The organism is Nostoc sp. (genome assembly GCF_036917375.1).
In the GTDB taxonomy this organism is placed as follows: domain Bacteria; phylum Cyanobacteriota; class Cyanobacteriia; order Cyanobacteriales; family Nostocaceae; genus Nostoc.
In genome coordinates this window covers 12,943-36,754 of record NZ_JBALDN010000078.1, presented here as the reverse complement: position 1 = coordinate 36,754, position 23,812 = coordinate 12,943, and the positions used below count along the sequence as shown (strand labels likewise).

The 23,812-nt window shown below is 41.9% G+C and carries 21 protein-coding genes; 12 read left to right on the top strand and 9 right to left on the bottom strand.

The genetic code is table 11. The features are described from left to right. The first annotated feature begins 34 nt into the window (after positions 1 to 34). From V7K45_RS20385 to V7K45_RS20355, 7 genes are all read left to right on the top strand, one after another. Entirely contained in the window at positions 35 to 1,396 is a 1,362-nt protein-coding gene (locus tag V7K45_RS20385; RefSeq protein WP_335006591.1) for a hypothetical protein, read from the top strand. Positions 1,397 to 1,675: 279 nt separating this feature from the next. Beyond that, the gene (locus V7K45_RS20380; protein ID WP_335006684.1) at positions 1,676 to 2,425 is read left to right on the top strand and encodes a PspA/IM30 family protein; all 750 of its coding nucleotides are present in this window, start codon (positions 1,676 to 1,678) and stop codon (positions 2,423 to 2,425) included. 162 nt (positions 2,426 to 2,587) lie between these two features. Beyond that, entirely contained in the window at positions 2,588 to 3,364 is a 777-nt protein-coding gene (locus tag V7K45_RS20375; protein WP_335006589.1) for a PspA/IM30 family protein, read from the top strand. 175 nt (positions 3,365 to 3,539) lie between these two features. After that, entirely contained in the window at positions 3,540 to 3,875 is a 336-nt protein-coding gene (locus V7K45_RS20370; protein WP_335006587.1) for a thioredoxin family protein, read from the top strand. A gap of 72 nt (positions 3,876 to 3,947) precedes the next feature. Continuing rightward, the gene (locus tag V7K45_RS20365) at positions 3,948 to 5,195 is read left to right on the top strand and encodes an LL-diaminopimelate aminotransferase (RefSeq protein ID WP_335006585.1); all 1,248 of its coding nucleotides are present in this window, start codon (positions 3,948 to 3,950) and stop codon (positions 5,193 to 5,195) included. A gap of 403 nt (positions 5,196 to 5,598) precedes the next feature. Beyond that, positions 5,599 to 7,305 carry an NF038130 family PEP-CTERM protein gene (locus tag V7K45_RS20360; RefSeq protein ID WP_335006583.1) on the top strand — a complete coding sequence of 569 codons (1,707 nt, stop codon included), beginning with the start codon at positions 5,599 to 5,601 and terminating at the stop codon, positions 7,303 to 7,305. 660 nt (positions 7,306 to 7,965) lie between these two features. Continuing rightward, positions 7,966 to 8,388 carry a response regulator gene (locus V7K45_RS20355; RefSeq protein WP_335006581.1) on the top strand — a complete coding sequence of 141 codons (423 nt, stop codon included), beginning with the start codon at positions 7,966 to 7,968 and terminating at the stop codon, positions 8,386 to 8,388. Between the two features lie 21 nt (positions 8,389 to 8,409). On the opposite strand, the gene V7K45_RS20350 is transcribed toward V7K45_RS20355, so the two are convergent. Next, entirely contained in the window at positions 8,410 to 8,589 is a 180-nt protein-coding gene (locus V7K45_RS20350) for a hypothetical protein (RefSeq protein WP_335006579.1), read from the bottom strand. A 660-nt stretch (positions 8,590 to 9,249) separates the two neighbouring features. Here V7K45_RS20350 and uvrC point away from each other — a divergent pair. Together uvrC and V7K45_RS20340 are read left to right on the top strand one after the other, a co-directional pair. Next, a complete protein-coding gene (gene uvrC, locus V7K45_RS20345) occupies positions 9,250 to 11,127 on the top strand; it encodes an excinuclease ABC subunit UvrC (RefSeq protein WP_335006576.1) in 1,878 nt (625 codons plus the stop codon). Positions 11,128 to 12,120: 993 nt separating this feature from the next. Continuing rightward, the gene (locus tag V7K45_RS20340; RefSeq protein ID WP_179067652.1) at positions 12,121 to 12,300 is read left to right on the top strand and encodes a replication restart DNA helicase PriA; all 180 of its coding nucleotides are present in this window, start codon (positions 12,121 to 12,123) and stop codon (positions 12,298 to 12,300) included. Positions 12,301 to 12,944: 644 nt separating this feature from the next. On the opposite strand, the gene V7K45_RS20335 is transcribed toward V7K45_RS20340, so the two are convergent. The 5 genes from V7K45_RS20335 to lgt form a co-directional block, all read right to left on the bottom strand. Next, positions 12,945 to 13,400, bottom strand: a complete 456-nt coding sequence (locus V7K45_RS20335) for a hypothetical protein (RefSeq protein ID WP_335006574.1) — start codon at positions 13,398 to 13,400, stop codon at positions 12,945 to 12,947. A gap of 140 nt (positions 13,401 to 13,540) precedes the next feature. Then, a complete protein-coding gene (rlmN, locus tag V7K45_RS20330) occupies positions 13,541 to 14,632 on the bottom strand; it encodes a 23S rRNA (adenine(2503)-C(2))-methyltransferase RlmN (RefSeq protein WP_335006572.1) in 1,092 nt (363 codons plus the stop codon). Between the two features lie 79 nt (positions 14,633 to 14,711). Next, a complete protein-coding gene (locus tag V7K45_RS20325) occupies positions 14,712 to 15,065 on the bottom strand; it encodes a phenylpyruvate tautomerase MIF-related protein (protein WP_335006570.1) in 354 nt (117 codons plus the stop codon). A 123-nt stretch (positions 15,066 to 15,188) separates the two neighbouring features. After that, entirely contained in the window at positions 15,189 to 15,953 is a 765-nt protein-coding gene (gene cobM / locus V7K45_RS20320; RefSeq protein WP_335006567.1) for a precorrin-4 C(11)-methyltransferase, read from the bottom strand. 317 nt (positions 15,954 to 16,270) lie between these two features. Then, positions 16,271 to 17,146: a prolipoprotein diacylglyceryl transferase gene (gene lgt, locus V7K45_RS20315; RefSeq protein WP_335006565.1), complete on the bottom strand. Its 876-nt coding sequence runs from the start codon at positions 17,144 to 17,146 to the stop codon at positions 16,271 to 16,273. A 295-nt stretch (positions 17,147 to 17,441) separates the two neighbouring features. On the opposite strand from lgt, the gene coaD reads away from it, so the two are divergent. The 3 genes from coaD to V7K45_RS20300 all read left to right on the top strand — a co-directional run bounded on the left by coaD (position 17,442) and on the right by V7K45_RS20300 (position 19,043). After that, positions 17,442 to 17,993, top strand: coding sequence for a pantetheine-phosphate adenylyltransferase (gene coaD, locus V7K45_RS20310; protein WP_335006563.1), 552 nt, complete (start codon positions 17,442 to 17,444; stop codon positions 17,991 to 17,993). Beyond that, a complete protein-coding gene (locus V7K45_RS20305; RefSeq protein WP_335006561.1) occupies positions 17,903 to 18,571 on the top strand; it encodes a DivIVA domain-containing protein in 669 nt (222 codons plus the stop codon). Before coaD ends, V7K45_RS20305 begins: the two co-directional genes overlap by 91 nt. Before the next feature lie 145 nt (positions 18,572 to 18,716). Continuing rightward, entirely contained in the window at positions 18,717 to 19,043 is a 327-nt protein-coding gene (locus V7K45_RS20300; protein ID WP_292725427.1) for a Ycf66 family protein, read from the top strand. Positions 19,044 to 19,130: 87 nt separating this feature from the next. Here V7K45_RS20300 and V7K45_RS20295 read toward each other — a convergent pair whose 3' ends face one another. The 3 genes from V7K45_RS20295 to cysS all read right to left on the bottom strand — a co-directional run bounded on the left by V7K45_RS20295 (position 19,131) and on the right by cysS (position 23,732). Then, positions 19,131 to 20,477: a TldD/PmbA family protein gene (locus tag V7K45_RS20295; RefSeq protein ID WP_335006559.1), complete on the bottom strand. Its 1,347-nt coding sequence runs from the start codon at positions 20,475 to 20,477 to the stop codon at positions 19,131 to 19,133. A 259-nt stretch (positions 20,478 to 20,736) separates the two neighbouring features. Continuing rightward, on the bottom strand, positions 20,737 to 22,176 hold the full coding sequence (locus V7K45_RS20290) for a TldD/PmbA family protein (protein ID WP_335006557.1): 1,440 nt from the start codon (positions 22,174 to 22,176) through the stop codon (positions 20,737 to 20,739). Between the two features lie 110 nt (positions 22,177 to 22,286). After that, positions 22,287 to 23,732, bottom strand: a complete 1,446-nt coding sequence (cysS, locus tag V7K45_RS20285; RefSeq protein ID WP_335006555.1) for a cysteine--tRNA ligase — start codon at positions 23,730 to 23,732, stop codon at positions 22,287 to 22,289. Positions 23,733 to 23,812 lie beyond the last annotated feature (80 nt).

Sequence of the window (23,812 nt, the reverse complement as noted above, 5' to 3'; positions counted from 1 at the left end):
GATTCCAGTAATCTACGTTTGAGGCACAAAGACAATGACTCAAAACCCCCTGAACGACTCCAGTACTCATCAATCGTCTAAAACACCTGGGTTGAAACCAGTACTAGCAGCAGCACTAGCAAGTTTAGAGGTGCCGCTAGATCAAGAGTTAGCTCGATACCGACGCACGCGAACTGGTTTGGTGTCATCTAAGCAGTCCCGTGTTGCAAGTTACATCAGCGGACAACCCCAACCGTTAACTACCATTTCGACAATATTGGGCGCAACTCAGTCATCAGCAACGGAAATTAAAACCAACGTATCGCCTGCATCTGTAGCTGTGAATCCTGAGATGAATCCAGCGCCAGCTACGGCAAAAATTGATGTCTCCCCGGCATCTGTAGCTGTGAATCCTAAGATGAACCCAGCACCAGCTACGGCAAAAACTGAGGAACTGAATAATCTTAATGCACCTTCAACCTCCAATGCAGCTAAAACACAAACTCAACTCCCACCACCCCCACCCAACTTTAGTAGCAGCATTGTGCCAGCGATCGTTAAAAATACTAAAAGTGAAAATCACTTGCAGGCAGATGATAGTCCCAAGCACCCAGATGACTATTTAGAATCTAGTGAAGCACTGCTGCGAAGTCTGACAGAAGAACAACCAGAAACCAAGAAACCAAGTAATTCTAACGACAGTCTGCTATCACCTTTGGGTATTGGCTCCATGTTGCTGCTATTGGTGGCTAGTCTGATCTTGGGTTATGCAGTCTTCAATCCCAAAAGCTTGCCACAATGGAATTTAGGCAATTTATTTAACGGCAACTCCTCTCCCACACCAGAAAATTCCGAGGAAGTTGGCAGTAATGTCCCACCTCAAATTCAACCACCAAGCACATCTATACCCAAATATCCCAATCTAGCTACTGAAGAGTTTCCTGAAGTCAGAGATCCCAATGATGTAGTAGGCTTAAAACCCAAAGTCCAACCAACCCCCGCAGTAGTGCCTAATCCAGTTGTTCCCCAAAACCCCGCAAATCCTCAAGGGGCATTGTCTAACCCCAATACAGCCCAACCGACTAACCCGATCGCTTTAGCACCAGTACCGACACTAAAATCCTTGCCTCCCCTAAATTTACCTCCCACCTCACCGACAAAAACCTCGCCCAAGCCAATCGCAACCTCACCAAAGCCAGATGCAGAAATCAAGCCAGCAACAGATGGGTTTTATCATGTAGTGATAGATAATAAAGGTGCAGCTTTTGCCTCAGCACGGCAGGTAATTCCTGATGCTTATTTATCGCCTAACAAAGAATTGATTTATCTGGGTGCTTTTAAAACTAAAGAGCAAGTAAAACAACAGATGAAACTGTTAGAAGCAAAGGGAATCAAGGCACGAGTTCAGCAGCCATGAATTGCAAAAATCTACGATACCATGAGATAACAGTCCTGAGTTAATTGAGTGCTGAGTAGGGAGTGCTGAGTGCTGAGTGGTAGAGACAAAGAGACAAAATATTGTTTGTTTACGACCCCACAACAAAAAATATTATACTCAAAACTTTAATTAGGCACTCAGTACTCCATAACTCATAACTACCCTATGACAAAGACAAAAAAGAATAATTATACTCAGCACTCAGAACTCAGCACTCAGAACTCAGCACTCAGAACTGGATTTCCTTGGAGAGCCGATATGGAATTAATCAAGCGTATCCTGCGGGTGATTCGCGCTAATCTCAATAGTTTGATCGGTGGTGCAGAAGATCCAGAAAAGATTTTAGAGCAAGCTGTCCTGGAAATGCAGGAAAATCTGGTGCAGTTGCGGCAGGGTGTAGCACAAGCGATCGCTACCCAGAAACGGACTGAACGACAAGCAGCGGCTGCCCAATCTCAAACAGAAGAATGGTATCGCCGCGCCCAATTGGCCCTGCAACAAGGTAATGAACCTCTAGCACGTGAAGCTTTGACCAAGCGCCAAGCCTATAAAGAAACTAGTACAGCCCTCTTTTCGCAGATAGAGCAGCAAAACGAGATAGTTGCTAGGCTAAAAAAGGATATGCGATCGCTAGAGTTAAAAATTTCCGAGGCGAAAACTAAAAAAGATATGTATATTGCCCGCGCCCGTTCTGCTGAAGCGTCTTATCGCCTCCAAGAAATGCTCGGCGGAGTTTCTGCTAATAACAGTCTGAGTGCCTTTGAGCGCATGGAAGAAAAAGTTTCCCAGATAGAAGCTCAATCAGAAGCCATAGCTCAACTTAGTAGCGACGACTTGGAAACACAATTTACTTCTTTAGAATCTAATGATGTAGATACCGAATTGGCAGCGATGAAGGTGCAGGTTTTCAAGCAGTCAGAAAACACACAGCACAAAATCTTAACTGAGGAGAGCCAAAAGACAGAGCAGCCTCCCCAACAGCAGTTACCCAAAACTCAGGATTATTAAAGTTCTACTAATTACCCCAGTTTGGCGATATCTTAACAATTAAGAGTTGTTAGGAGGTACTGGTTAAAACTGGAAAGATTACATTGAAATCGGTAGCTATAAAAAAGTAAAAAAGCTAACTGTCCAACAAAAAGCGTAAATCACACAAGGAAAAACAAAGTTATGGGATTATTCGATCGCATTAAGCGAGTAGTTAGTTCTAACCTCAACGACCTGGTTAACAAAGCCGAAGACCCCGAAAAAATGCTAGAGCAAGCCATCCTGGAAATGCAGGAAGACTTGGTACAGCTGCGTCAGGGAGTAGCTCAAGCGATCGCCGCCCAAAAACGCAGTGAAAAACAGTATAATGATGCCCAAAATGAAATCAATAAGTGGCAACGCAATGCTCAACTGGCGCTGCAAAAAGGTGATGAGAATCTTGCACGACAAGCTCTAGAGCGTAAGAAAACTTATACTGACAGCAGCACATCCCTCAAAGCTAGTTTAGATACACAAAGCACTCAAGTTGAAACTCTCAAGCGCAACTTAATCCAGCTGGAAAGCAAAATTTCTGAGGCTAAAACCAAGAAAGAAATGCTCAAAGCTAGAATCACCACTGCTAAAGCCCAAGAGCAACTCGAAGGCATGGTGCGTGGGATGAATACTAGTAGTGCAATGTCTGCCTTCGAGCGGATGGAAGAAAAAGTCTTGATGCAAGAAGCCCGGGCCCAGGCAGGGCAAGAGTTAGCAGGTGCTGATTTAGAAAGTCAATTTGCTCGATTGGAAGGTAGTAGCGATGTTGATGATGAATTGGCAGCTTTGAAAGCGCAAATGTTACCACCCGCCGCTCCACAAAATCAAGCCCAACTGCCACCACAACAAGAAGCCACTGCTCCTAAATCTAATGAGGTGGTTGATGCTGAGTTAGATTCCTTACGCAAGCAATTGGATCAGCTGTAAAATTGACAGAAAATTTATTTAAGCATAGTCCCACACCTGTTGGCTGTGGGATTTTACGTCATTAGTCAATAGTTAACAATCCTAATCACTATAAATTATTAACTATGGACTATTGACGACTTTGGGATAAAGTATTGTGTGTGCCAACTTCGATCGCCACCTGATGGAGACTGCAATGAGTAAGGCTGTAATCACCATAACCGATGCTGAATTTGAAACCGAAGTGTTAAAAGCCGAGCAGCCTGTATTAGTTTATTTTTGGGCTTCCTGGTGTGGGCCTTGTCAATTGATGTCGCCCGCGATTAACTCAGCTGCCAGCGAATATAGCGATCGCCTCAAAGTCGTTAAAATGGAAATCGACCCCAACCCACTGACTGTTAAGCAGTACCAAATTGAAGGTGTACCCGCCCTCAGACTATTTCAAGGCGAGGAAGTTTTGATATCCACCGAGGGAGTCATCGGCAAAGAGAAATTACTTGCTCTCTTAGATACCCACTTAAATAGTAATTAGTCAATAGTTCATAGTTCATAGCAATAGCAAATGACCAATGACTAATGACTAATGACTAATGACTAATTACTAATGACTAACATACAGTTTGCAAAACGTTTACAACCCCTAAAATCGAATGTATTTGCTGATATGGACAGAGCCAAGGCAGTCGCTTTGGCTGCTGGACGAGAGGTAATTGATTTGTCGTTGGGGTCTTCTGATTTACCAGCCGAGGCCCACGTTATTGAGGCGATCGCCCAATCTCTCCACGATCGCAGTACCCACGGCTATTTGCTATTTAACGGTACACAAGGATTCCGCGAAGCCGCGGCCAACTGGTACGAACAAAAATTTGGCATCAAAGTCGATCCTCAAACTGAGGTACTACCTCTAATTGGTTCTCAAGAAGGCACAGCCCATTTACCTCTAGCAATACTCAACCCAGGAGATTTTGCCCTGTTGCTCGATCCAGGTTATCCCTCCCATGCGGGGGGAGTCTACCTAGCCAGCGGTCAAATCTACCCGATGCCACTACTGGCAGAAAATGGTTTTTTACCAGTGTTTGCTGATATTCCTGCCCCAGTCTTGGCTCAGTCGCGGATGATGGTATTAAGTTATCCTCATAATCCCACTGCTGCGATCGCACCTTTATCTTTTTTCCAAGAAGCTGTAGCCTTCTGCCAACAACACAATCTCGTGTTAGTTCACGATTTCCCCTACGTAGATTTGGTCTTTGGGGAAACTGGGGAGCAGAGGAGCAGAGGAGCAGAGGAGCAGAGGAGCAGAGGAGAATCACTAATGCTCAATGCCCCGTCCTTAGTCCCTTCAATTCTGCAAGCCGATCCAGAAAAAAGCGTCTCGATTGAATTTTTCACCCTTTCCAAGTCCTACAATATGGGTGGCTTCCGCATTGGCTATGCCATCGGTAATGCCCAGTTAATTAACGCCTTACGCCAGGTAAAAGCCGCCGTTGATTTTAATCAGTATCGGGGAATTTTGAATGGTGCGATCGCTGCCTTAACTGGCCCTCAATCTGGCGTAAAATCTGCTGTTATCACCTTCCAGAGGCGGCGTGATGCTTTCATCAATGCTTTACACCGTATTGGCTGGAATGTTCCCACTCCCGAAGCCACAATGTACATCTGGGCAAAATTGCCCTCACCTTGGAGTGAAAACTCTGTAGAATTTTGTACCCAGCTAGTCAAACAAACTGGTGTAGCAGTTTCTCCAGGTGCTGGCTTTGGCAAATCTGGAGAAGGGTATGTCCGTTTTGCCTTGGTGCATGAGCCACCTTTGTTAGAAATTGCTGTAGAAAGAATGGCTGAGTTTCTTCATTAAATTTCTTCTCAAGCTGAACGCCAAAGATTTGTAGTGGCAAAGTTTACCAATGGAACATACGGTGGGGGCACACATTTATGTGTTCCTACCGTATTGTACTGAACTGGAAAATATTATATAGTAATTTTTATAACTATGCTAAATGCTTAAAATATGTAATTAAACGTATAAAACTGTCAAAACATTCTTCATCTTTTTATTGATAATCGGCAGTAACTTCACCCAATCAGGTCTCTCCGTTTCTTAAACTGGGTTTGTACGCTCAGATACCAAAGACGGCTAACAATACAGGTCGTGCTTTTAAGCAGCAGTATTGCCAAAAAGCCCGTGGTCAAGACAGCCCAAGCCTAAAAACGACAGTAGTTTAAAACTTAACTTCCAAACTGACAGAGACTTGAAAACAATGAAAACGACTTTTCAGACACTTGTAATTGGTGCCTCAATGGCTATTGGTGTAAGCGCTCTTGCCACTGCCCCAGCACAGGCTACATCCTTTGAATTCAATAATACAGGAGAAATTAACACTTACACTGGTGGCTCAAATGGTACCTTCATTAAAGGGAATGTAAAAGGTGGTACTAAATCTGCCATCAAAGCTTTGACAGACAACGACTCTAGTTCTAACGTCGAGCTTTGGTATAGTAGCGAAACCCCGAATTCTAATGTTGGCTTTACCGCTACAAAAGGAACCTATAAAGCCACCGTTAGTAGTGTCACTGCTAATGACTGGAATAGTTTTGGTTCGCAATGGCTAGGCGATTTATTGAGTACCTACACACCATTTCAATCAGTTTGGAACGGGTTTTCAGCCGACAGCAAATCACTAATAACTAATTATTTTCCTTCCTTGGGAATGGGAGATCCTAACATTGGTGGTTTCCAATTTGGTCAAAATGGTGGTGTGGAACTGAAGTTAGTTGGTCACTTGGATGTAAAGACTAAACTTGCAACAACTATTTCTACTAAGGTTGATGAAAAGTGGAATGCAATTAAATCACAGTTTCCTCAACAAACAACTCAACCAACCCTTTCACAACTTGAAAGTTCAATTCCACAACTACAAACACAGCTGAACGCAATTCCCGGACAGATTACCACACTGCAAACAAAACTGGACGCAATTCCCGGACAGATTACCACACTGCAAACACAGCTGAACGCAATTCCCGGACAAATTGCACCACTACAAACAAAACTGGATGCAATTCCCGGACAGATTACCACACTGCAAACACAACTGGACGCAATTCCCGGACAGATTACCACACTGCAAAAACAACTGGACACAACTCTCGGACAAATTGCACCACTGCAAACACAACTGGACGCAATTCCCGGACAAATTGCATCACTGCAAAAACAACTGGATACAACTCCTAACACTCCAGCCAATGCACTAAAAAGGCAAACACTGACGAATCAAATCACTTCACTAAATAATACCAAAACTCAACTGACGAATCAAATCACTCCACTAAATACCACCAAAACTCAACTGACGAATCAAATCACTCAACTCAATACCACCAAAACTCAACTGACGAGTCAAATCTCTCAACTTAATACCACCAAAACTCAACTTACGGGTCAAATCTCTCAACTCAATACCACCAAAACTCAACTTACGGGTCAAATCTCTCAACTCAATACCACCAAAACTCAACTGACGAGTCAAATCTCTCAACTTAATACCACTAAAACTCAACTGTCGGGTCAAATTACTGACTTGAATACTTTCAAAAATCAGACACTGCCAGGTCAAATTTCTCAACTGAATACTCTCAAAAATCAGCTACCAGGTCAAATCTCTCAACTCACATCATTTAAAGATGTACTGACTCTGCAAGCTGCATTAAATGCATATAAAGGTGAAATTGCGGCTAGTGAAATTGCTAAGGTAGTTACTGGTGGTCAAACTTACTATGCCTATAGCTTTAACCCCACTGCATCCGGTATTACTGCTTCTGATGATGGCGTATCCTACAGTGCAATTTATACTTGGTCAACACCTAAGTATGTCTCAGCACCAGAACCATCAGTAATACTTGGTCTTATGGGTGTTGCTGGTGTCTTTGCTACCCGACGCAAATTGAAAAAAGTATCTGGTTGAAACTCCGGTTTCCATTCCAAAAAATAAGTAAGGGAGCTGTTAGCTCCCTTTTTTGATGAATAATTTCTTGCAGCTATAATAAATTTAATCTTCTAGGTTATACTATTTCTAAAAATACTTGCAACAAATGAATCGGTTGCAAAATTGTACATCTGTATGTGCCTAGCAAGTTAATTTGTTTATAATATGGATTTTGCACAATAGTATTGCTTACCCTCACGGCTTCAGGAAGGGCTATTACCATAATATTAGTACCAGTATTACTTAAGTAGTTTTACTTATAAAATTTAGGCAACTAAATTTGTAAAAACAGAAGTTAACTTAATACTCTAGATTATAAAAAATTAGTAAAAAAAAGATTAATTTTTGATTTAAATACATTTAATAATACTATCATTTTAGTATTGTATAGGAATCGTGTTTGAATTTTGAAAAAAACTCAGTACACTTTTATTCCTTGTTCCCCGTTCCCTCCCTACGCAAATAATTTCAGAAATCAAAGCAGATTCCTCTAGTGCAGCTAAATTTAATTGATTCATACTTTTGATTTAAATCGCGCAAGTACAATTTCTATTTGTTTCACTCTTTAAATGCACTACTGTTTGAGTTTATGGTAATAATTACTAGCTTTTAATTAAGATAATCAGATAATAGGTAGCAATGACAGTACAATTAATCAATATAAATCAGCCATTGCAGTCACACAAAGTTAGACGAATTTTACTAGTTGAAGACCATTACCTCAATCGGATGTTACTTAGTGATTATCTAAGTTACTGTGGTTATGAAGTCCAAAGTTTATCAGAAGGTTCTGCTTTTTTCTCAACCATAGATAAATTCGAGCCTGATTTAATGTTATTGGACTTGAAATTGCCAGATATTGACGGTTATTCACTCTTAAAACAAGTCCAGCAAAAACCTGATTTGTCAAAAATACCTATCATTGTGGTTTCAGCCTTTGCTTTTAAAGCAGATCGAGAACTAGCTCTGAGTTTGGGTGCATGTAGCTATTTTGTCAAACCTTTAAAACTCAAGGATCTCATCCTTGCAATTGAAGAACAGTTTACTTGTCGCCACAGATAAACTTTTTTGCTAGGTGTGTGTTTATTCCGCTTTTTGTTCGGCAATAAACTCTTCAACGCACTCGCTAAGACTTTGTACAGAACTGCCAATTGTTGAAATTTTCTGTTGTACTTGCGCTAATAACAAAACTGCTGTTTGCAGTTCATTAAGAGTTTCAGCCATAGCCTCACGATACTGGATTTCAAAGTCTTGTAAGTTCATAATTTAGCTCTCGTATGAAATCATCATAATAAATATTTTTCAATCATAATCGTAAAATTAACTGACTAAATCCGTTAATTCGCTTAATATTATAAATTCAATAAATAAACATAAACAGTATCAATAAATAAAAATTTCATGTAACATTTATACAAGCAATATACAAGCATATTCTTGATTACTAGAAAACCGAATTCAATACAAAAATACGAGCATCTAATCTAAACGATAAAGTTTAAAATAATAAAGTATTATCGATTTAAAATATTAATTATAAATTCAAAAAGCAAAGTTTTTATTCTGACAGTAGCAGCCAATGGCTAAGGTCGCAACTAGATAAACTCTCGTCCGCTTCAAAGTTATACTGCTTGCAGTAAGTTTTCTGGCGAGCGAGCCTCTAGCTTGGAAGCCAAAGAAGTGACTACAACAGACTTATCTTTATGCGGACTAAAAGCCTACCTGACTTGAGAGTGCTGAGTCAAGAGTGCTGAGTGCTAAGTTAGGGGTTATTATTCTCTCACAGTCCCCAGCCCCTTTTTCATCTGTTCTGGTAGATGCCACTCATGACTGCTACTTTATATTTGCTTGATAAATAATTTATTAAATCGGCACGAAAAAATAATTTTTCTTAAAATAGAGAAAGATTACCTAATTTTGGTTGTGACAATATCTACTCAAATATTACCACTGGTTAAAGAGCCAGAACGACTAGAAAACCGTCTAGCCGAAATTCCACCGGAACCGGGGGTTTATTTCATGCGGGACAAGAGCGATCGCATTATATATATAGGTAAATCACGTAAGTTGCGATCGCGTGTCCGTTCCTATTTCCGGGATGGCTACAACAAGACTGAACGTATCGCCACGATGGTCAAGTTGGTGACAGAAATTGAATTCATCGTCACTGATACTGAAGCCGAAGCTTTAGCGCTAGAAGCCAATTTGATCAAGCAGCACCAGCCATACTTCAACGTGTTGCTCAAAGATGATAAAAAATATCCTTATCTCTGCATTACTTGGTCAGAAGATTATCCGCGAATTTTTATTACCCGTAAACGCCAATTCGGTAAAGAAAAGGATAAATTTTACGGGCCTTATACTGATGCTGGTTTATTGCGAGAAATTGTCCGCATCTGCAAGCGCATTTTTCCACAGCGACAACGACCTCAACCACTTTTTAAAGACCGCCCTTGCTTGAATTTTGATTTAGGGCGTTGTCCTGGTGTGTGTCAACAGATGATTTCACCAGAAGAATATCGCAAAATTGTCCAAAAAATTGCGATGGTTTTTCAAGGTCGAACCCAGGAACTGATTGATATTTTGACCCAACAGATGAACGCAGCCGCTGAGAACTTGAATTTTGAGTCAGCGGCGCGGATTCGAGATCAAATTTCTGGCTTAAAGTCGCTGACAGCCGATCAGAAAGTTTCCTTACCAGATGATACTGTTTCGCGGGATGCGATCGCACTGGCAGCCGACGAACAGCACGCCTGCATTCAACTATTCCAGATTCGCGCTGGGCAATTGGTTGGACGTTTAGCCTTTGTGGCGGATACTCACGCCGAACCAGGAGCTATTTTACAACGAGCTTTAGAGGAACATTACCAAACTGCTGATTCCGTAGAAATCCCTTTAGAGATTTTGGTACAGCATGATTTACCAGATACGGAAATATTGGCAGATGTCTTAACTCAACGTAAAGGCAAAAAAGTCACAATATTGACTCCTTTGCGCCAAACTAAAGCAGAATTAATAGAGATGGTAGAGCGAAATGCTCAGTATGAATTGCAAAGAATGCAGAAATTTGGCGATCGCAATCACCAAGCAATGCAAGATTTAGCCGCCATTCTCGATTTACCAGATGTGCCTCACCGCATCGAAGGTTATGACATTTCCCATATTCAAGGGTCAAATGCTGTAGCTTCGCAAGTCGTTTTTATCGACGGATTACCCGCCAAACAGCACTATCGCCACTACAAAATTAAAAATCCCACGGTGACAGCAGGACACTCAGATGATTTTGCTAGTCTTGCTGAAGTCATCCAGCGGCGGTTCCGTAAATATGCGGAAGATCAGCAATTACAACGTTTGGGTAATCCTGACTGGCCTGATTTAATCATGATTGATGGTGGTAAAGGTCAGTTATCATCAGTTGTCGCCGTTTTGCAAGAAATGAATTTATTAGAAGACTTGCGAGTTGTAAGTTTAGCAAAGCAGCGAGAAGAGATTTTTTTACCGGGAGAATCTAAACCTTTGACAACCGATGCAGAACAACCTGGGGTACAGTTGTTGCGGCGGCTGCGGGATGAAGCGCATCGGTTTGCAGTGAGTTTCCATCGTCAACAGCGCAGTGATAAATTGAAGCGATCGCGTTTAGATGAAATTCCTGGCTTAGGACATCATCGACAAAAGCAGCTACTAGGGCATTTTCGCTCTGTTGACTATATTCGGCAAGCGACAACCACGCAACTCGCTGAAGTAGCAGGAATTGGGCCGCGTTTGGCTCAAGAAATTTACGATTATTTTCATCCTGCTTGAAGTGATAACTCTCATTGTCACCTTAACTGGGGATTCGGGACTAGAAGCGCAAGATGGAATGAAAAATTAAAAATGAACGCAGCCTAAGCGTTTCATCGGTTTCGAATGGTGAGGCAGTCCGGTCTTAGGGGTTCCCCCCATGAGGAACTGCCGTTAGCGCAGCGTAAAGCCTTCTCTACGAGCGGCTTTGCCAACGGCATGGCTTGGCTTAGAGCTAGCCTGCGTACTCTTACAGAGAAGCAAGCTACGCGCAGCGTTAGCGAGTCATCGAGCGTCAGAGGTCGTTTACTTACGCCGTGTTGTATTAGGCACTGAGTAATGAGAAGGTAGTGAGTTTTTATAGCGGTTCTAGGATTACTAGAAGCGAAAACTTTAGTGCGTACTTAACGGATATATTCTTCATTAGTTCTCTCCAAGATGTCAAAAACAGACCAGTTATCAAAAGGATGCTAGATTTTGCTGTACTAAGATTCGGGTTTAATTACTGGCATTGGAGAGAACCTTAAGCGGCTCCCGGAGTTTCGACCAAAGAAAGCCGCTCCTATAAAGTTTGGTAGTTTTATTTAAATTATCTCATTGGAATTTGACCTCATAAATCTTGTCAGGAAATATTAACTAAATCTTAAGATAGATATTTTGTTACTAAATATACAGTAATTTATGTGGTTTAATTTTTGAATACAAGAACGGCCTTTTTTGTATTCGTCTGGAACGACTATAAACAACTCTCTCTCAAGGCATTAGCCATAGGGATCAGTAAATATCTAAGCAGTATTTAATTGAAAAATAATTTATGTATCTAAAGTAAGAGGGTAAAATCACTGAAATTCTAGAATAATATATAAAGATATGGGAAAGTTATCAAACCTGAAGTTTTGTTTAAAATAATCAGCCAATATTACGACAGTTTGTTAAGTTGGGTCGAACCAGATTTTTTTCTGGTTTAACTAGTAGCTTTACCAAATAAAAATAATTACAACCAGGGGTTTTAAAATGCAGACAGTACAAAAGATTTACTGCCCAAATTGTGGTAGTCATGCAGAGCGTTATTATATTTCTGATAGTCAATTAACTCGCACACAATGCCCAAGTTGTGACTATTTGATGATTAGTTGTACTCGCACCGGCAAAGTAATTGAAGCGTATGCTCCTGGCATTCATGCACACCGATAGCTAAGAAGAAAAAATTAAAAATTGGAGAATATTTCTCTAATTTGTAATAAAAAAGTTATTTCTAAAAATAGAATTTAGAAGTAAGAATTCAGTATGAATTTGAGTCGGAAGGTTACTGAACTTGCGATGCTCTGAGCTTGTTGTACTCCTTCCCTATGGGACGCTGCGCGAACAAAGAAGCAAGCTACGCGCAGCGTATTGTAGAGAAGGGTCAAACTAGTAGTGGATAGTGCAGCGTTTTATAGAGAGTGTCTGAAGAAGTAAGTTTAAAAAATGAATGCGCTAAATCGTCTTTTGCACGTTTCTGAGAAAGAAGATTTAGCGGTTTACATTAGACTTATTGCAAAAGTCGGGGTAAAGGTGAATGGGAAAAGGGTAAAGAAACTCAAAATCCTTTCCCTTTACCCTAAGAGTGCAAAAATATATTTTTGCAAGAGATTTCATGAGCTGCGCCCACAAGGAACAATGAAAATCTCTTTTCCTCCTGCCTCCTGCCTGGTTGTTGAGCGTAGTCGAAACACTGACTCCTGCCTTATTTTCAAGGCAGGTCTATTAGTAACGAGTGAGTAGCTTGCTTGCCGCAGGTATTCCTCACTTTCTGATTCAGAATTCTGAATTCTTCTTCAACAGAAATTTTGAACACTTCACAGGTTTTGTTTCTGTTGTTTGAGTTCTTGCTGTCGTCTCTGTTCTTGTAATCTAAATTGTTGCTGTTGTCTAATTTGTTGATCTTGTCTAAGTTGTTGCTGTTGTATTCTCAGCTGTTGCTGTTGTGTAAATTGTTGTTGTTGTAGTCTTGTTTGTTCTTGTTGTAGTCTAAATTGCTGCTGGCGTATTAGTTCTTGCCGTTGTCGTGCAAATTCTTGCTGTTGTTGTAGTTGTTGTTGTTGAAGGTTTAAGCGTAGCCATGTTTCCTTCATTTGTTCTTGTGTTTGCTGAATTCGTTCCTCTTGTTGTTGTCTCATTCTTTCTTGAAAGGACTCAGGTTGCTGAGGAATCGGTTGAATTATTTGTCCATAAGCAGGAGAATTCATCGGCAGAGCTTTTGCAAGAACAATCGCTAGTAGCCATAGTTTAAGCGTCAATGATCGATTCAACATACAGTTAATTTTTATCGGTTGGGTTGAGCGATCGCTTAACCTTAATATAACAATTTCTACTGCTGCCCTCTTGCAACAATTACAACTTACGTGCAGATACACGTAAGTAAAAGTAATTAAATTTACTGACTACAACAGATTTAATTCTTACTTGCTCTTAGTTGTCCGCAAGCAGCATCGGCTTCTAAACCACGGGAATAACGGACGCTAACAGCAGTATTTTGCTGCTTGAGAACGTTGACAAATGCTTGAATGCGATCGCGATTAGGGCGTTTGTAGTCTACTTCTTGGATAGGATTGTAAGGAATCAAATTCACATGACTTTGAAATCCTCGCATACATTTTGAAAGTTCCAATGCGTGTTCTGGTAAATCGTTAACACCAGCAAGGAGAACATATTCAAAAGTAACGCGGCGGCCAGTGATTTCCACATATTCCCGACATTCAGCTAGTAAATCTTCGAGAGGATAGGCGCGGGCGCTGGGGATGAGTTTTTCGCGTAATGCTTGGTTGGGTGCGTGGAGACTCACAGCCAGAGTGATTTGCAAATTGTTTTGCGCGAACTGACGGATGCGATCGCGAATACCAACTGTAGAAACTGTAAGCGATCGCTGCCCAATACCGACATCTTGATTCAGGCATTTCAGGGCTGCTAGGACATTCTCAGTATTCAACAACGGTTCGCCCAGTCCCATAAACACGACATTGCTAACCCGTTGCTGAAAATCTTCTTGCACAGTCAACACCTGATCGACAATTTCGTGCCGTGCTAGGTTACGCTTATAGCCTCCTTTACCAGTAGCGCAGAAATCACACGCCATTGGGCAACCCACCTGAGTAGAGACGCAAACTGTCAAACGGGCTTTTGGGCCTTCTCCCCTTTCTGCGAAGGTGGGGATGCCTACAGTTTCAATAATCTGTCCGTCTGTTAATCGTAAAAGATATTTCACCGTACCATCGGGAGCCTCAGAGCGGTAATGTAAAATTGAACGCCCTATGGGAACTTCTGCTACTTCTTGCCGCCATTGCTTAGAGAATACAGAAATATCAGCTAGCGATCGCACCCCTTTGTCATAGATCCATTCATGCAGCTGCTTTCCTCTGTAAGCAGGTTGTCCCTGTTGTTGCACCCAAGTGCTTAACTCCGCCAGAGAAGCACCTAGAAGAGGAGGGATTAATTCTGATTTTTCTGAGTTGAAGTCAACCTGAGATACAAGAGGCGTAGCAGACATAAAAAGATCGTGAGTTGATGTTGGATCTCTATCCTACACCTGCTAGATCGAGTTAGTCTTGACCAAAGAAGACGAGGAATCAACCAAAAGTTGTGCCGTTCCAGCCCCACATTGCCCCCTTAGCATCTGCAAACTCTATATAAATTCGATTTTTAGGCACGCCTAGAGTTTGGTTAATCTGCTGGCAAAAGTCTTGACTCATTGCTGCGGTTTGCTCTGGCTTCATCGTGCCAATGCTCTTAATTTCAATGTAGCAAACTGGGTCTGTATTCCCTGCAAAAGTCATAGGAATTCCTGGCTCAAAAGCAGTCATAACATAAGATTCTGGTTTTCCCAAATGTTTCGCTAACTTGGCTGAGAGGTTTAAAAGCATTGACTCAATTTCAGCTTTTTGAGGAGCAGATGTAGAAGTTTGCACTTTAATTAATGGCATAGTACCGAATTAGAAACTATTGACACTGTTAAGTTTACCGAACCGTAGAAAAGATGAGGGGAGTTTTCAAATGTCCTATCCCCCATGACCCATGCCCCATGCCCCATGCCCCATGCCCAATATTTAGTTATGAGATGAGCGAAATAGGTGACTATGTTCGGGATGATATAAACGCGATCGCCCTTTTGTGGTCGAGAGGGCTGGACTGATTATATAAAGTGTAGTGCGAATTAGTTTTTCTTTATGAGTGCAGTCCGCCATTTCATTCAGAGGGACAACCTTGATTTTTTCATCGGGCCATCCAATGCGAAAGCAAATAGCAATGGGGGTTTCGGCTGGATAGTGTTCGAGTAGTTTAGCTTGGGCATTTTCGACGTGACGCGCACTTAAATACAAGCAGAGGCTAGCCTGATGTGCTGCAAGAGTGGCTAATTCTTCGGCGGCGGGGACTTCTGTACGTCCACTGATGCGTGTCAAAATAATGGTTTGGACTAAACCAGGGACAGTGAGTTCGACTTTGAGTTTGGCAGCAGCAGCTTGAAAGGCGCTGATACCAGGTATGACTTCAAAAGGAATATTTGCCTCTCTTAGGAGGTGCATTTGCTCGTGGATGGCGCTGTAGAGACTAGGATCGCCAGAATGGAGACGGACTACAGATTTGTGTTGCGATCGCACTCTATTGATCGTAATAGCCAAAATTTCTTCTAAAGTCTGATTCGCAGTCCTAATTATCTCAGCATCTTTTCGGCAAAGTTCTAAAATTTGTTCGGGTATTAAAGAATCAGCAAATAAAATTACATCAGCAACAGCCAGTAATTTCTGCGCCTTCACCGTTAATAAGTCAGGATCTCCAGGGCCTGCTCCGACAATATACACAGATGGTTCCATACCATATAGTGTTTTTTTATCACTCCCATTTTCTGTATATTCACTTTTAAAAGAACACACGGCAATCCCTCAAAAAATCTTTTTGATATTTTCTCAGTATCTTTCCGGATTCACCCTCTTTCCCTAGTAGAGAGTAATGGTAGATGCACCCTGGTTAAGCCCTAGAGAATACTCTGGGGCATTTTTTATTTTTTAGTCATTGGGAATTGAGCATAGGGCGTTAGGAGTGCTGTTAGCGGAAGCGGGGCGTTTAGCCCGTGCTGAGTTAGGAGTTAAAAGTTAGGAGTTTTGTTTATCTCCTTGTCCCCTTGTCCCTCTCATGCCCCCCTCTCTCCATTTCCCTTAGCAGTAGGAACTACATCGGGTAGAGGGCGTTTGAGTAAGTAAAGCCAAGCTAATCCAACTAATCCCAATAGAATTCCTAGACTACTGACTACTTGCGCCATCCGTAACGGCCCCAGCATCAAGCTATCAGTGCGAAAGCCTTCAATCCACAAGCGTCCTAAGCTGTAGGCTGGCCAGTAAATGAGAAACAGTGTGCCTACCTTCAGACGTGGCTTACCGGATAAAGACCGGAAAAATAACGTTATTAGCAGCGTAAACACCATTAAATCCCATAGAGATTCGTAGAGGAAGGTGGGATGAAAGTAATCGGAATTAACATACTCTAAAGGACGATGGTCTGGTGGTATATAGAGCTTCCAGGGTAAATTAGTTGGATCGCCAAAAGCTTCAGAATTAAAGAAATTGCCCCAACGTCCGATCGCTTGCCCTAAAATCAGTGAAGGTGCTACTAAATCTGCCAATTGCCAGAAAGAAACCTGCTTGATTTTGGCAAAGATTAACGCAGCCACAACGCCACCAAGAATCGCTCCATGAATGGCAATACCCCCTTCCCAGATTGCAAAAATTTTTCCTGGAGTTGGGGCATATTTTGACCACTCAAAAAAAACGTAATAGAGTCGCGCGCCAGGAATTGCCCCAATTAACAACCAAAAGAACAAATCGCCTAGCAGTTCAGGATTAACATTGCGCCGCTTTGCCAAATTCTGGGAAAGGATGACGCCAATTAAAACTGCTGTGGCAATCAACAAGCCGTACCAACGAATACTTAGTGGCCCTATTTTCACCAGAATCGGTCCTGGAGAAGTAAATTGAAACGCCAAGGGCAAAGTGGGAAAATCCAGTGCCATGAAAAATTACCTAGAAAAGTTCGTTAACTACCCGCGTACTTTGCTAAGTACGGAGTTTCTTGTGTCTTGAATACTGGAACTACACTTGAATCTTCCACAACATTGTGGGGACGTAGGTAAAAATCCAGTATTCATATTTAGGAGTCTAGTTCCTAACGCCTAGTTGAGCATAACTTGTGCCACTAAAACAATTGAGTTTACCATCCTTACCGAGAGCGCAAGATGGTAGATTTGAGTAAGTTACACAAAACAGTTTCGATATAATCACCTAAATAACTTTGATATATTTAAAATTGTGATTGCTATTTATCCTGGTAGCTTCGACCCCATCACCTTGGGACACCTCGATCTCATCCAGCGCAGTAGTCGGCTGTTTGAGCGGGTGATTGTCGCTGTACTACGGAACCCTAACAAAATGCCACTTTTTAGTGTGGAGCAACGGCTAGATCAAATCCGTCTTTCTACAGAACATCTACCTAATGTAAAAGTAGACAGCTTTGATGGTCTTACCGTCAATTATGCTCAAATGCAACAAGCACAAGTTTTGATCCGGGGTTTACGGGCTGTGTCAGATTTTGAAGTGGAACTGCAAATGGCTCACACCAACAAAACTCTTTCTACCCAAATAGAAACAGTTTTTCTCGCAACCTCAAATGAGTATAGTTTTTTAAGTAGTAGTGTGGTAAAAGAGATTGCAAGGTTTGGTGGCTCTATCGATCATCTCGTTCCCCCACACATTGCCCTAGATATATACCAATGCTACAATCAGAAATCTCCAATGTTGAACCCAATCTCAACGGAAGCAATCCTCCCCCTCAAGAATATATCGGTGGAGAGGGAAGCATAGATATTCAGCAGGAACTCAACCGCCTAGAGGAAATGGTTCTCTCTAGTCTCAGGATTCCGCTAACGGGACGCACACTCATAGATGAAGAAAAGCTGCTAGATCAGCTTGATTACATCCGGCTGGCTTTGCCGTCGCTTTTTCAAGAAGCAGCAGCAGTTCTCGACCAAAAGGACGAAATTCTGCTAGAAGCGGAAGAGTATGGGCAGCAGGTTGTTGAGGCTGCACAAGCAAAAAGAGCGCAAATTTTAGCTGAAAGCGATATTATTCACCAGGCAGAACAGGAAGCTGAACGACTGCGGCGACAAGTGCAACAAGAGTGTGAGGGAATAATGCAAGAAACCCTCGCCGAGATTGACCGCAAGCGGTATGCTTGTCAGCAAGAGTTAGAGCTGATGCGACAAAACGCGATCGCTCATGCTCAAGAAATTGAAGATGGTGCTGATGCTTATGCCGATGGAATTTTGGGAAATATCGAGCAGGATCTCAAAGAGATGTTGCGAGTTATCACCAACGGACGGCAACAATTGCAAATTGATAACCTCACCCAGCGTAATTCACCTCCAGGTAAAAAAAGATAGAGGTTTTAACGAGAGATGAGAAAAAATTCTCGGTTGGGTTTCGCTATTGCTTAACCCAACAATTTTTATAAAGGAATAATTTTAGGGAATCTACCTACTAATAAATTTTAAATTTTCGCTTGTTATTAAGCAGGATTTTTAATAAATGCTTACTTTTGCTCAAGTGAATTTTGGATTAAATATAGCTGGTTTAATTGGAATTATTTATTTGCTTTGGGCAATTATTTACTTAATTTTAACAGTAGCTTGGCTATCCCAACGTGGAACCAGGCTTAGAGGTTGGGCTTTAGCCCTTTACATTCTTCAACTTATATTTACGCCAATTATAATGTTATTAAGTGGAGTAATCTTGTATTATCAAGGTTGGCGTTTAGATCCAGTTCTTCAATTTGAGCAATTTTTATTGTTGCTATTAATTCTTTACCTAAGTATCAAAGATATTGTAATTAATGCAGTTTACAGAGATAGATGATTTTATAATTTTTTGTAGAGACGTGAACTTAGACTGGACTTCGCTAACGCGTCTCTAGCAAAAATAGAGTATTTTTACACAATATAACTACAAAGTGTATGTAAAATCTTCTACCAGCATACCAGGAACTAAACTACCTCCTAGTTGGCGACTCTCATAAGTACCTACTTCAGGAATAAATTCTTGAAAAGTAGTCAAATCTATTAGATTTTCTCCCCAGAAGCGGTAGAGACTTTCGTCAAAACGTAAGTTTTCAATGGGTGCGATAATTTCTCCATTTTCTACCCAAAAACAAGCATAACGAGTCATACCTGTGATTCTACCAGTGTGGCGATCGCTCCAATTCAAGTAATGCAAATTTGATACATATAATCCTGTATCTAAACTCGGAAGAATCTGCTCAAATACTAAATTTCCCGGACTTACTTCTGGCGCTCGTAAAGTCTCTGAACCATTAGCACCGTTGGCAATCTTTTGATATTCCTTAGCTGTTCGAGAATTCACCAAAGTATTTACCAAATGTCCTTTTTCTATTACAGGTAAATCCGGTGCTGCCATTTCTCCCAATTCATTAAATCGCGGCACTAATCCCCGCTGAAAATTTTCTTTTAAACTAAATCTTAGAGAAAGTTGTTTTTCTTGACGCGATAAAGCAGCTAAAGCACTGTTTCCTTGTTGGATATCAGCTTCGCTTACCGCTCCCCAAGAAAGCATCAATAATAAATCTGCAACAGCAGCAGGTGCAAAATAAGTTTTGTACTGTCCCCGTGGCAGTTCTTTAGTTGGGTGAGCAAGCAATTCTAGTTGTTTTTTAGCTTCGCTAATTTTGGCTATATATTTAGATTCATCCCAATCACTCCCGGCAAATGTGCCCTTAACTGCTTGTCCAGATGGGGAAAATAGAGAATAATCTAAGGTAAAAGAATCAGTAGCAAACCAGTGTTTTTGACCGCTAGAATCACCATAAGCTTTAATTACCATTCCCCCTGCGTATATTCCTGTAAAGTCCAATTCAGCAACTAGTTCTAGTACAGTCGGTACTACTGCTTCAGCTGCCAATAAATTTCCAGAATGTATTTCTCGACTGAGATTATTTCCTGATGGCAAAACTAGATATGGATCGACGGGTAGTAGAATAAGTTCGTCACGTAATTCTTGCAAAGCAGTATATGCTAACTGCCAGTCTACCTCCCAATTTCCAGTAAAGGGAAACTGCCGAACACTGTTGCGCTGATTTTGCATCAAAGTTAGTTCTATCCAACCATCAGCAACACAACCAGTTTGTCGCACTTTCGCATGATTAAAGCGAGTAAATTGACTTATTTCACTGCTAAGTCTCACAGTGAATTGTTCATCTTCTGCTTTTTTAATCAGCAGACTTTCAATCAGTCGATTAAAGCTGACTTCTAACGCAGATAATTCCTCAATTTTCATGGATATTAAATATTAATAGGGAATAAAGAGAGGGAGAAAGTTAGGAGTTAGGAGTTAAGAGTTAGGAGTTAAAAGAATTTTTATTAGTAGCTAGGCGTAAATAAATTAAAGTTTGTAGTAAGGACTTTAGTCCTGATAATCCTTTTTGAGCGATGAATCGCTCACTCCGAGCTAGGGTTTTATTTTATGTTTAATTATGCCTACCTACTTAATTCAAAACTCCTAACTACCAACTCCTAACTCCTAACTATTGTATTTTTCAAGTTCCTCCACCAAAAACTTCGACATTCGCAAATACACAAACAGGTGAACCGTGTCCTACCCAAATGGCCTGATTTGGTTCTCCTTTGCCACAATAAGGAGTACCATACATTTGCCAGTTTGTGGCATCTCCGACTTTAATTAAACTATGCCAAAACTCTGGTGTTGTGGCGCGATAGTTGGGATTACGAAGGGTTTTGGTAAGTTTACCGTTTTCAATTAATTTAGCGTACTCGCAACCAAATTGGAATTTGTAGCGGCGATCGTCAATTGACCAAGAACGGTTAGATTCCATGTAAACGCCGTGTTCTATCTCAGCAATAATGTCTTCAAAACTGCCGTTTAAAGGCTCTAAATTCAAGTTACCCATGCGATCGATCGCTGGTCGATTCCATGAGGAAGCACGGGCACAGGCAACTCCTGCTACACCTGCTCTTGCTTGACTCTCCAGACTGCCTAAACCCCGTTGCAGTACACCTTCTTTAACTAAATATTCCTTTGTTGCTACAGCACCCGTATCATCAAAGCCATAGCTGGCAAATTCACCAGGGACAGTGGGATCAAAGGTAATATTCATCAGCGGCGAACCATATACTAGGTTGCCAAAATCACTTTTATTAACGAAGCTGCCCCCAGCATAGTTACGCTCATCTCCCAAAATTCGGTCAATTTCTAGGGGATGCCCGACACTTTCATGGATTTGCAGCATCATTTGATCTGGGGCTAAAACTAAATTGGTACGGGTGGTTGGGCATTCTTCTGCTGTCAAGAGTTCGATTGCTTGTTCGCCTATTTGCCGCACCCGATGCCATAAGTTTTCTTGTTTTAATAGTTCGAGTCCGCCTTGATAACAGTTTGCTTGCGAGCCGTTGTGGCTGCGCTGTTGTACAACTGCTCCATCTTGGGCAGTGGCTCCGTAATTAGTGCCTATAGATAGTATTTTTTGATAGACTTCTGAGCCGTTGCTGCTAACAAACCAAGATTCTCTCTCGATAGTGCTAGCACTAGCTATGGTTTGCACAATTTTGTCGTCAACTTTGAGCGTTTGGCAAATACGAACCAGTAAATCGTTGATTTCCCCTGGACTCAGAGCGTCTAATGGCTCAAGAAATGGAGATTTATATTCACCAACAACTTTAGGGCGCTCACTTTCACGGAAGGGATGTATCCACCACTCACTGGCTGCTAGTGCCTGGTTATAGGCTGTTTGAGCAGCAGTTTGCAGGGAAGACAGTTCTAGAGAGTTAGTAGCTGCATAACCCAGACAGCCATTTACCAAAACTTCCAGCATGGCTCCAATAGTGAAGGATTTGCCATTTAGTTGAGGTAAGGCGTCACGGACTGAACGGGTAGTAGAAGTCTCCTTTACGGCTCTAATACCAATCCAATCAGCGGGTATATCGAAACTAGCGATCGCTTTTTTGAGTTCAGACCACATAAAGAATGGGAAATAAAGAATGGGGAATGGGGAATGGGGAATGGGGAATGGGGAATGGGGAATGGTACAAAGGAGAGGAATTTCCCTCCTACTCCCACTCTCCACTCTCCCTAATTCCGATGCCAGCGCGTACCATCACGGCTATCAATTAGCGTAATACCTTCTGTTTGGAGTTCGTCACGAATGCGATCGCTTTCGGCAAAATTCTTGCCTTTACGTGCTTCTTGCCTTTGCTGAATTTTCGCCTCAATTTCCGCATCGCTTAAACCATTACTGGTTTGAGTTTCGGCTTCTATCTCGGCTTCTAAACCCAAGACTCCAGCTAATGTGACGAGAGTTTGCCATTGACGCTGTAACTCCTCAGGGGAAGTTTCGGTTTTCCCTTCATGCACAATAATATTTCCCTCACGGCGCAGTTCTTTGGCTAATTCAAACAGCACTGTTAACCCACCAGGAAAATTAAAGTCGTTATTTACAGTTTCTTGAAAGCGTTCAACAGTTTCAGCGAGTAGTGAAGCAGTTCCCACTTCCCAGCCTAGTTTTTTGCCGTATTGGTAGCCGAAGAGTAAACCTTCTTTAATGGTGTGCCAGCCATTGGTTGCTGCGGCGATCGCTTCGTCGGTAAAATCTATGGGTGTGCGATATTGAGCGGTCAGCACGAACAACCGCACTGCCATCGGGTCAACTCCTCGATCCAGTAAGTCTCTAATAGTGGTAAAGTTGCCCAAAGATTTGGACATTTTTTCACCATCTACCTTCACCATGCCGTTATGCAACCAATAACGCGCTAAGGGTTTTCCGGTTACGGCCTCAGATTGGGCAATTTCGTTTTCGTGGTGGGGAAAAATTAAGTCAGCACCACCAGCATGAATATCGATAGTATCACCCAAGCGATCGCGCACCATTGCCGAGCATTCTATATGCCACCCCGGACGACCTGCGCCCCAAGGTGATTCCCAAGCAGGTTCTCCCGGTTTTGCTGCCTTCCATAAAGCAAAATCGAAGGGGTCTTTCTTTTTCTGATATTCTGGATCTTCTATGTTGACGCGATCGCTTTTCCCAGCTTGCATATCTTCTAACTTGCGTCCCGAAAGCTTGCCATACTCAGCAAACTGCCGCACTGCATAATACACATCGCCTTCAGCTGGGTAAGCAAAACCTTTATTTTCCAACTCATGAATTAATCGCTGAATGCCATTCATCGTGTGGGTAGCGCGGGGATATTCATCAGCTTCTTTGATTCCCAACCGCGCCATATCCTCAAAATATGCTTTGATAAAGCGATCGGCTACAGCTTCCATTGAGGAATGTTCAGCACAAGCTCGATTGAGAATCTTGTCATCAATATCAGTAAAATTTTGGATATATCGGACTTCATAACCGATAAACTGGAGGTATCGGCGTACTACGTCCCAAACGATGCAAGCTCTAGCATGACCCAAATGGCAGTAGTCGTATACCGTCACGCCGCAGTAATACATCTTAACCTTGCCTGTTTCGACTGTTTCAAACGGTTCTTGACGACGGGTGAGGGTATTGTAAAGGGTTAGGGTCATAACAGAGTAATGCTGAAATAGAGAGATACGTAATAATAGGGTAAAGCAGCTGGGATGACAGTCCAGCATCCCTATGCTAG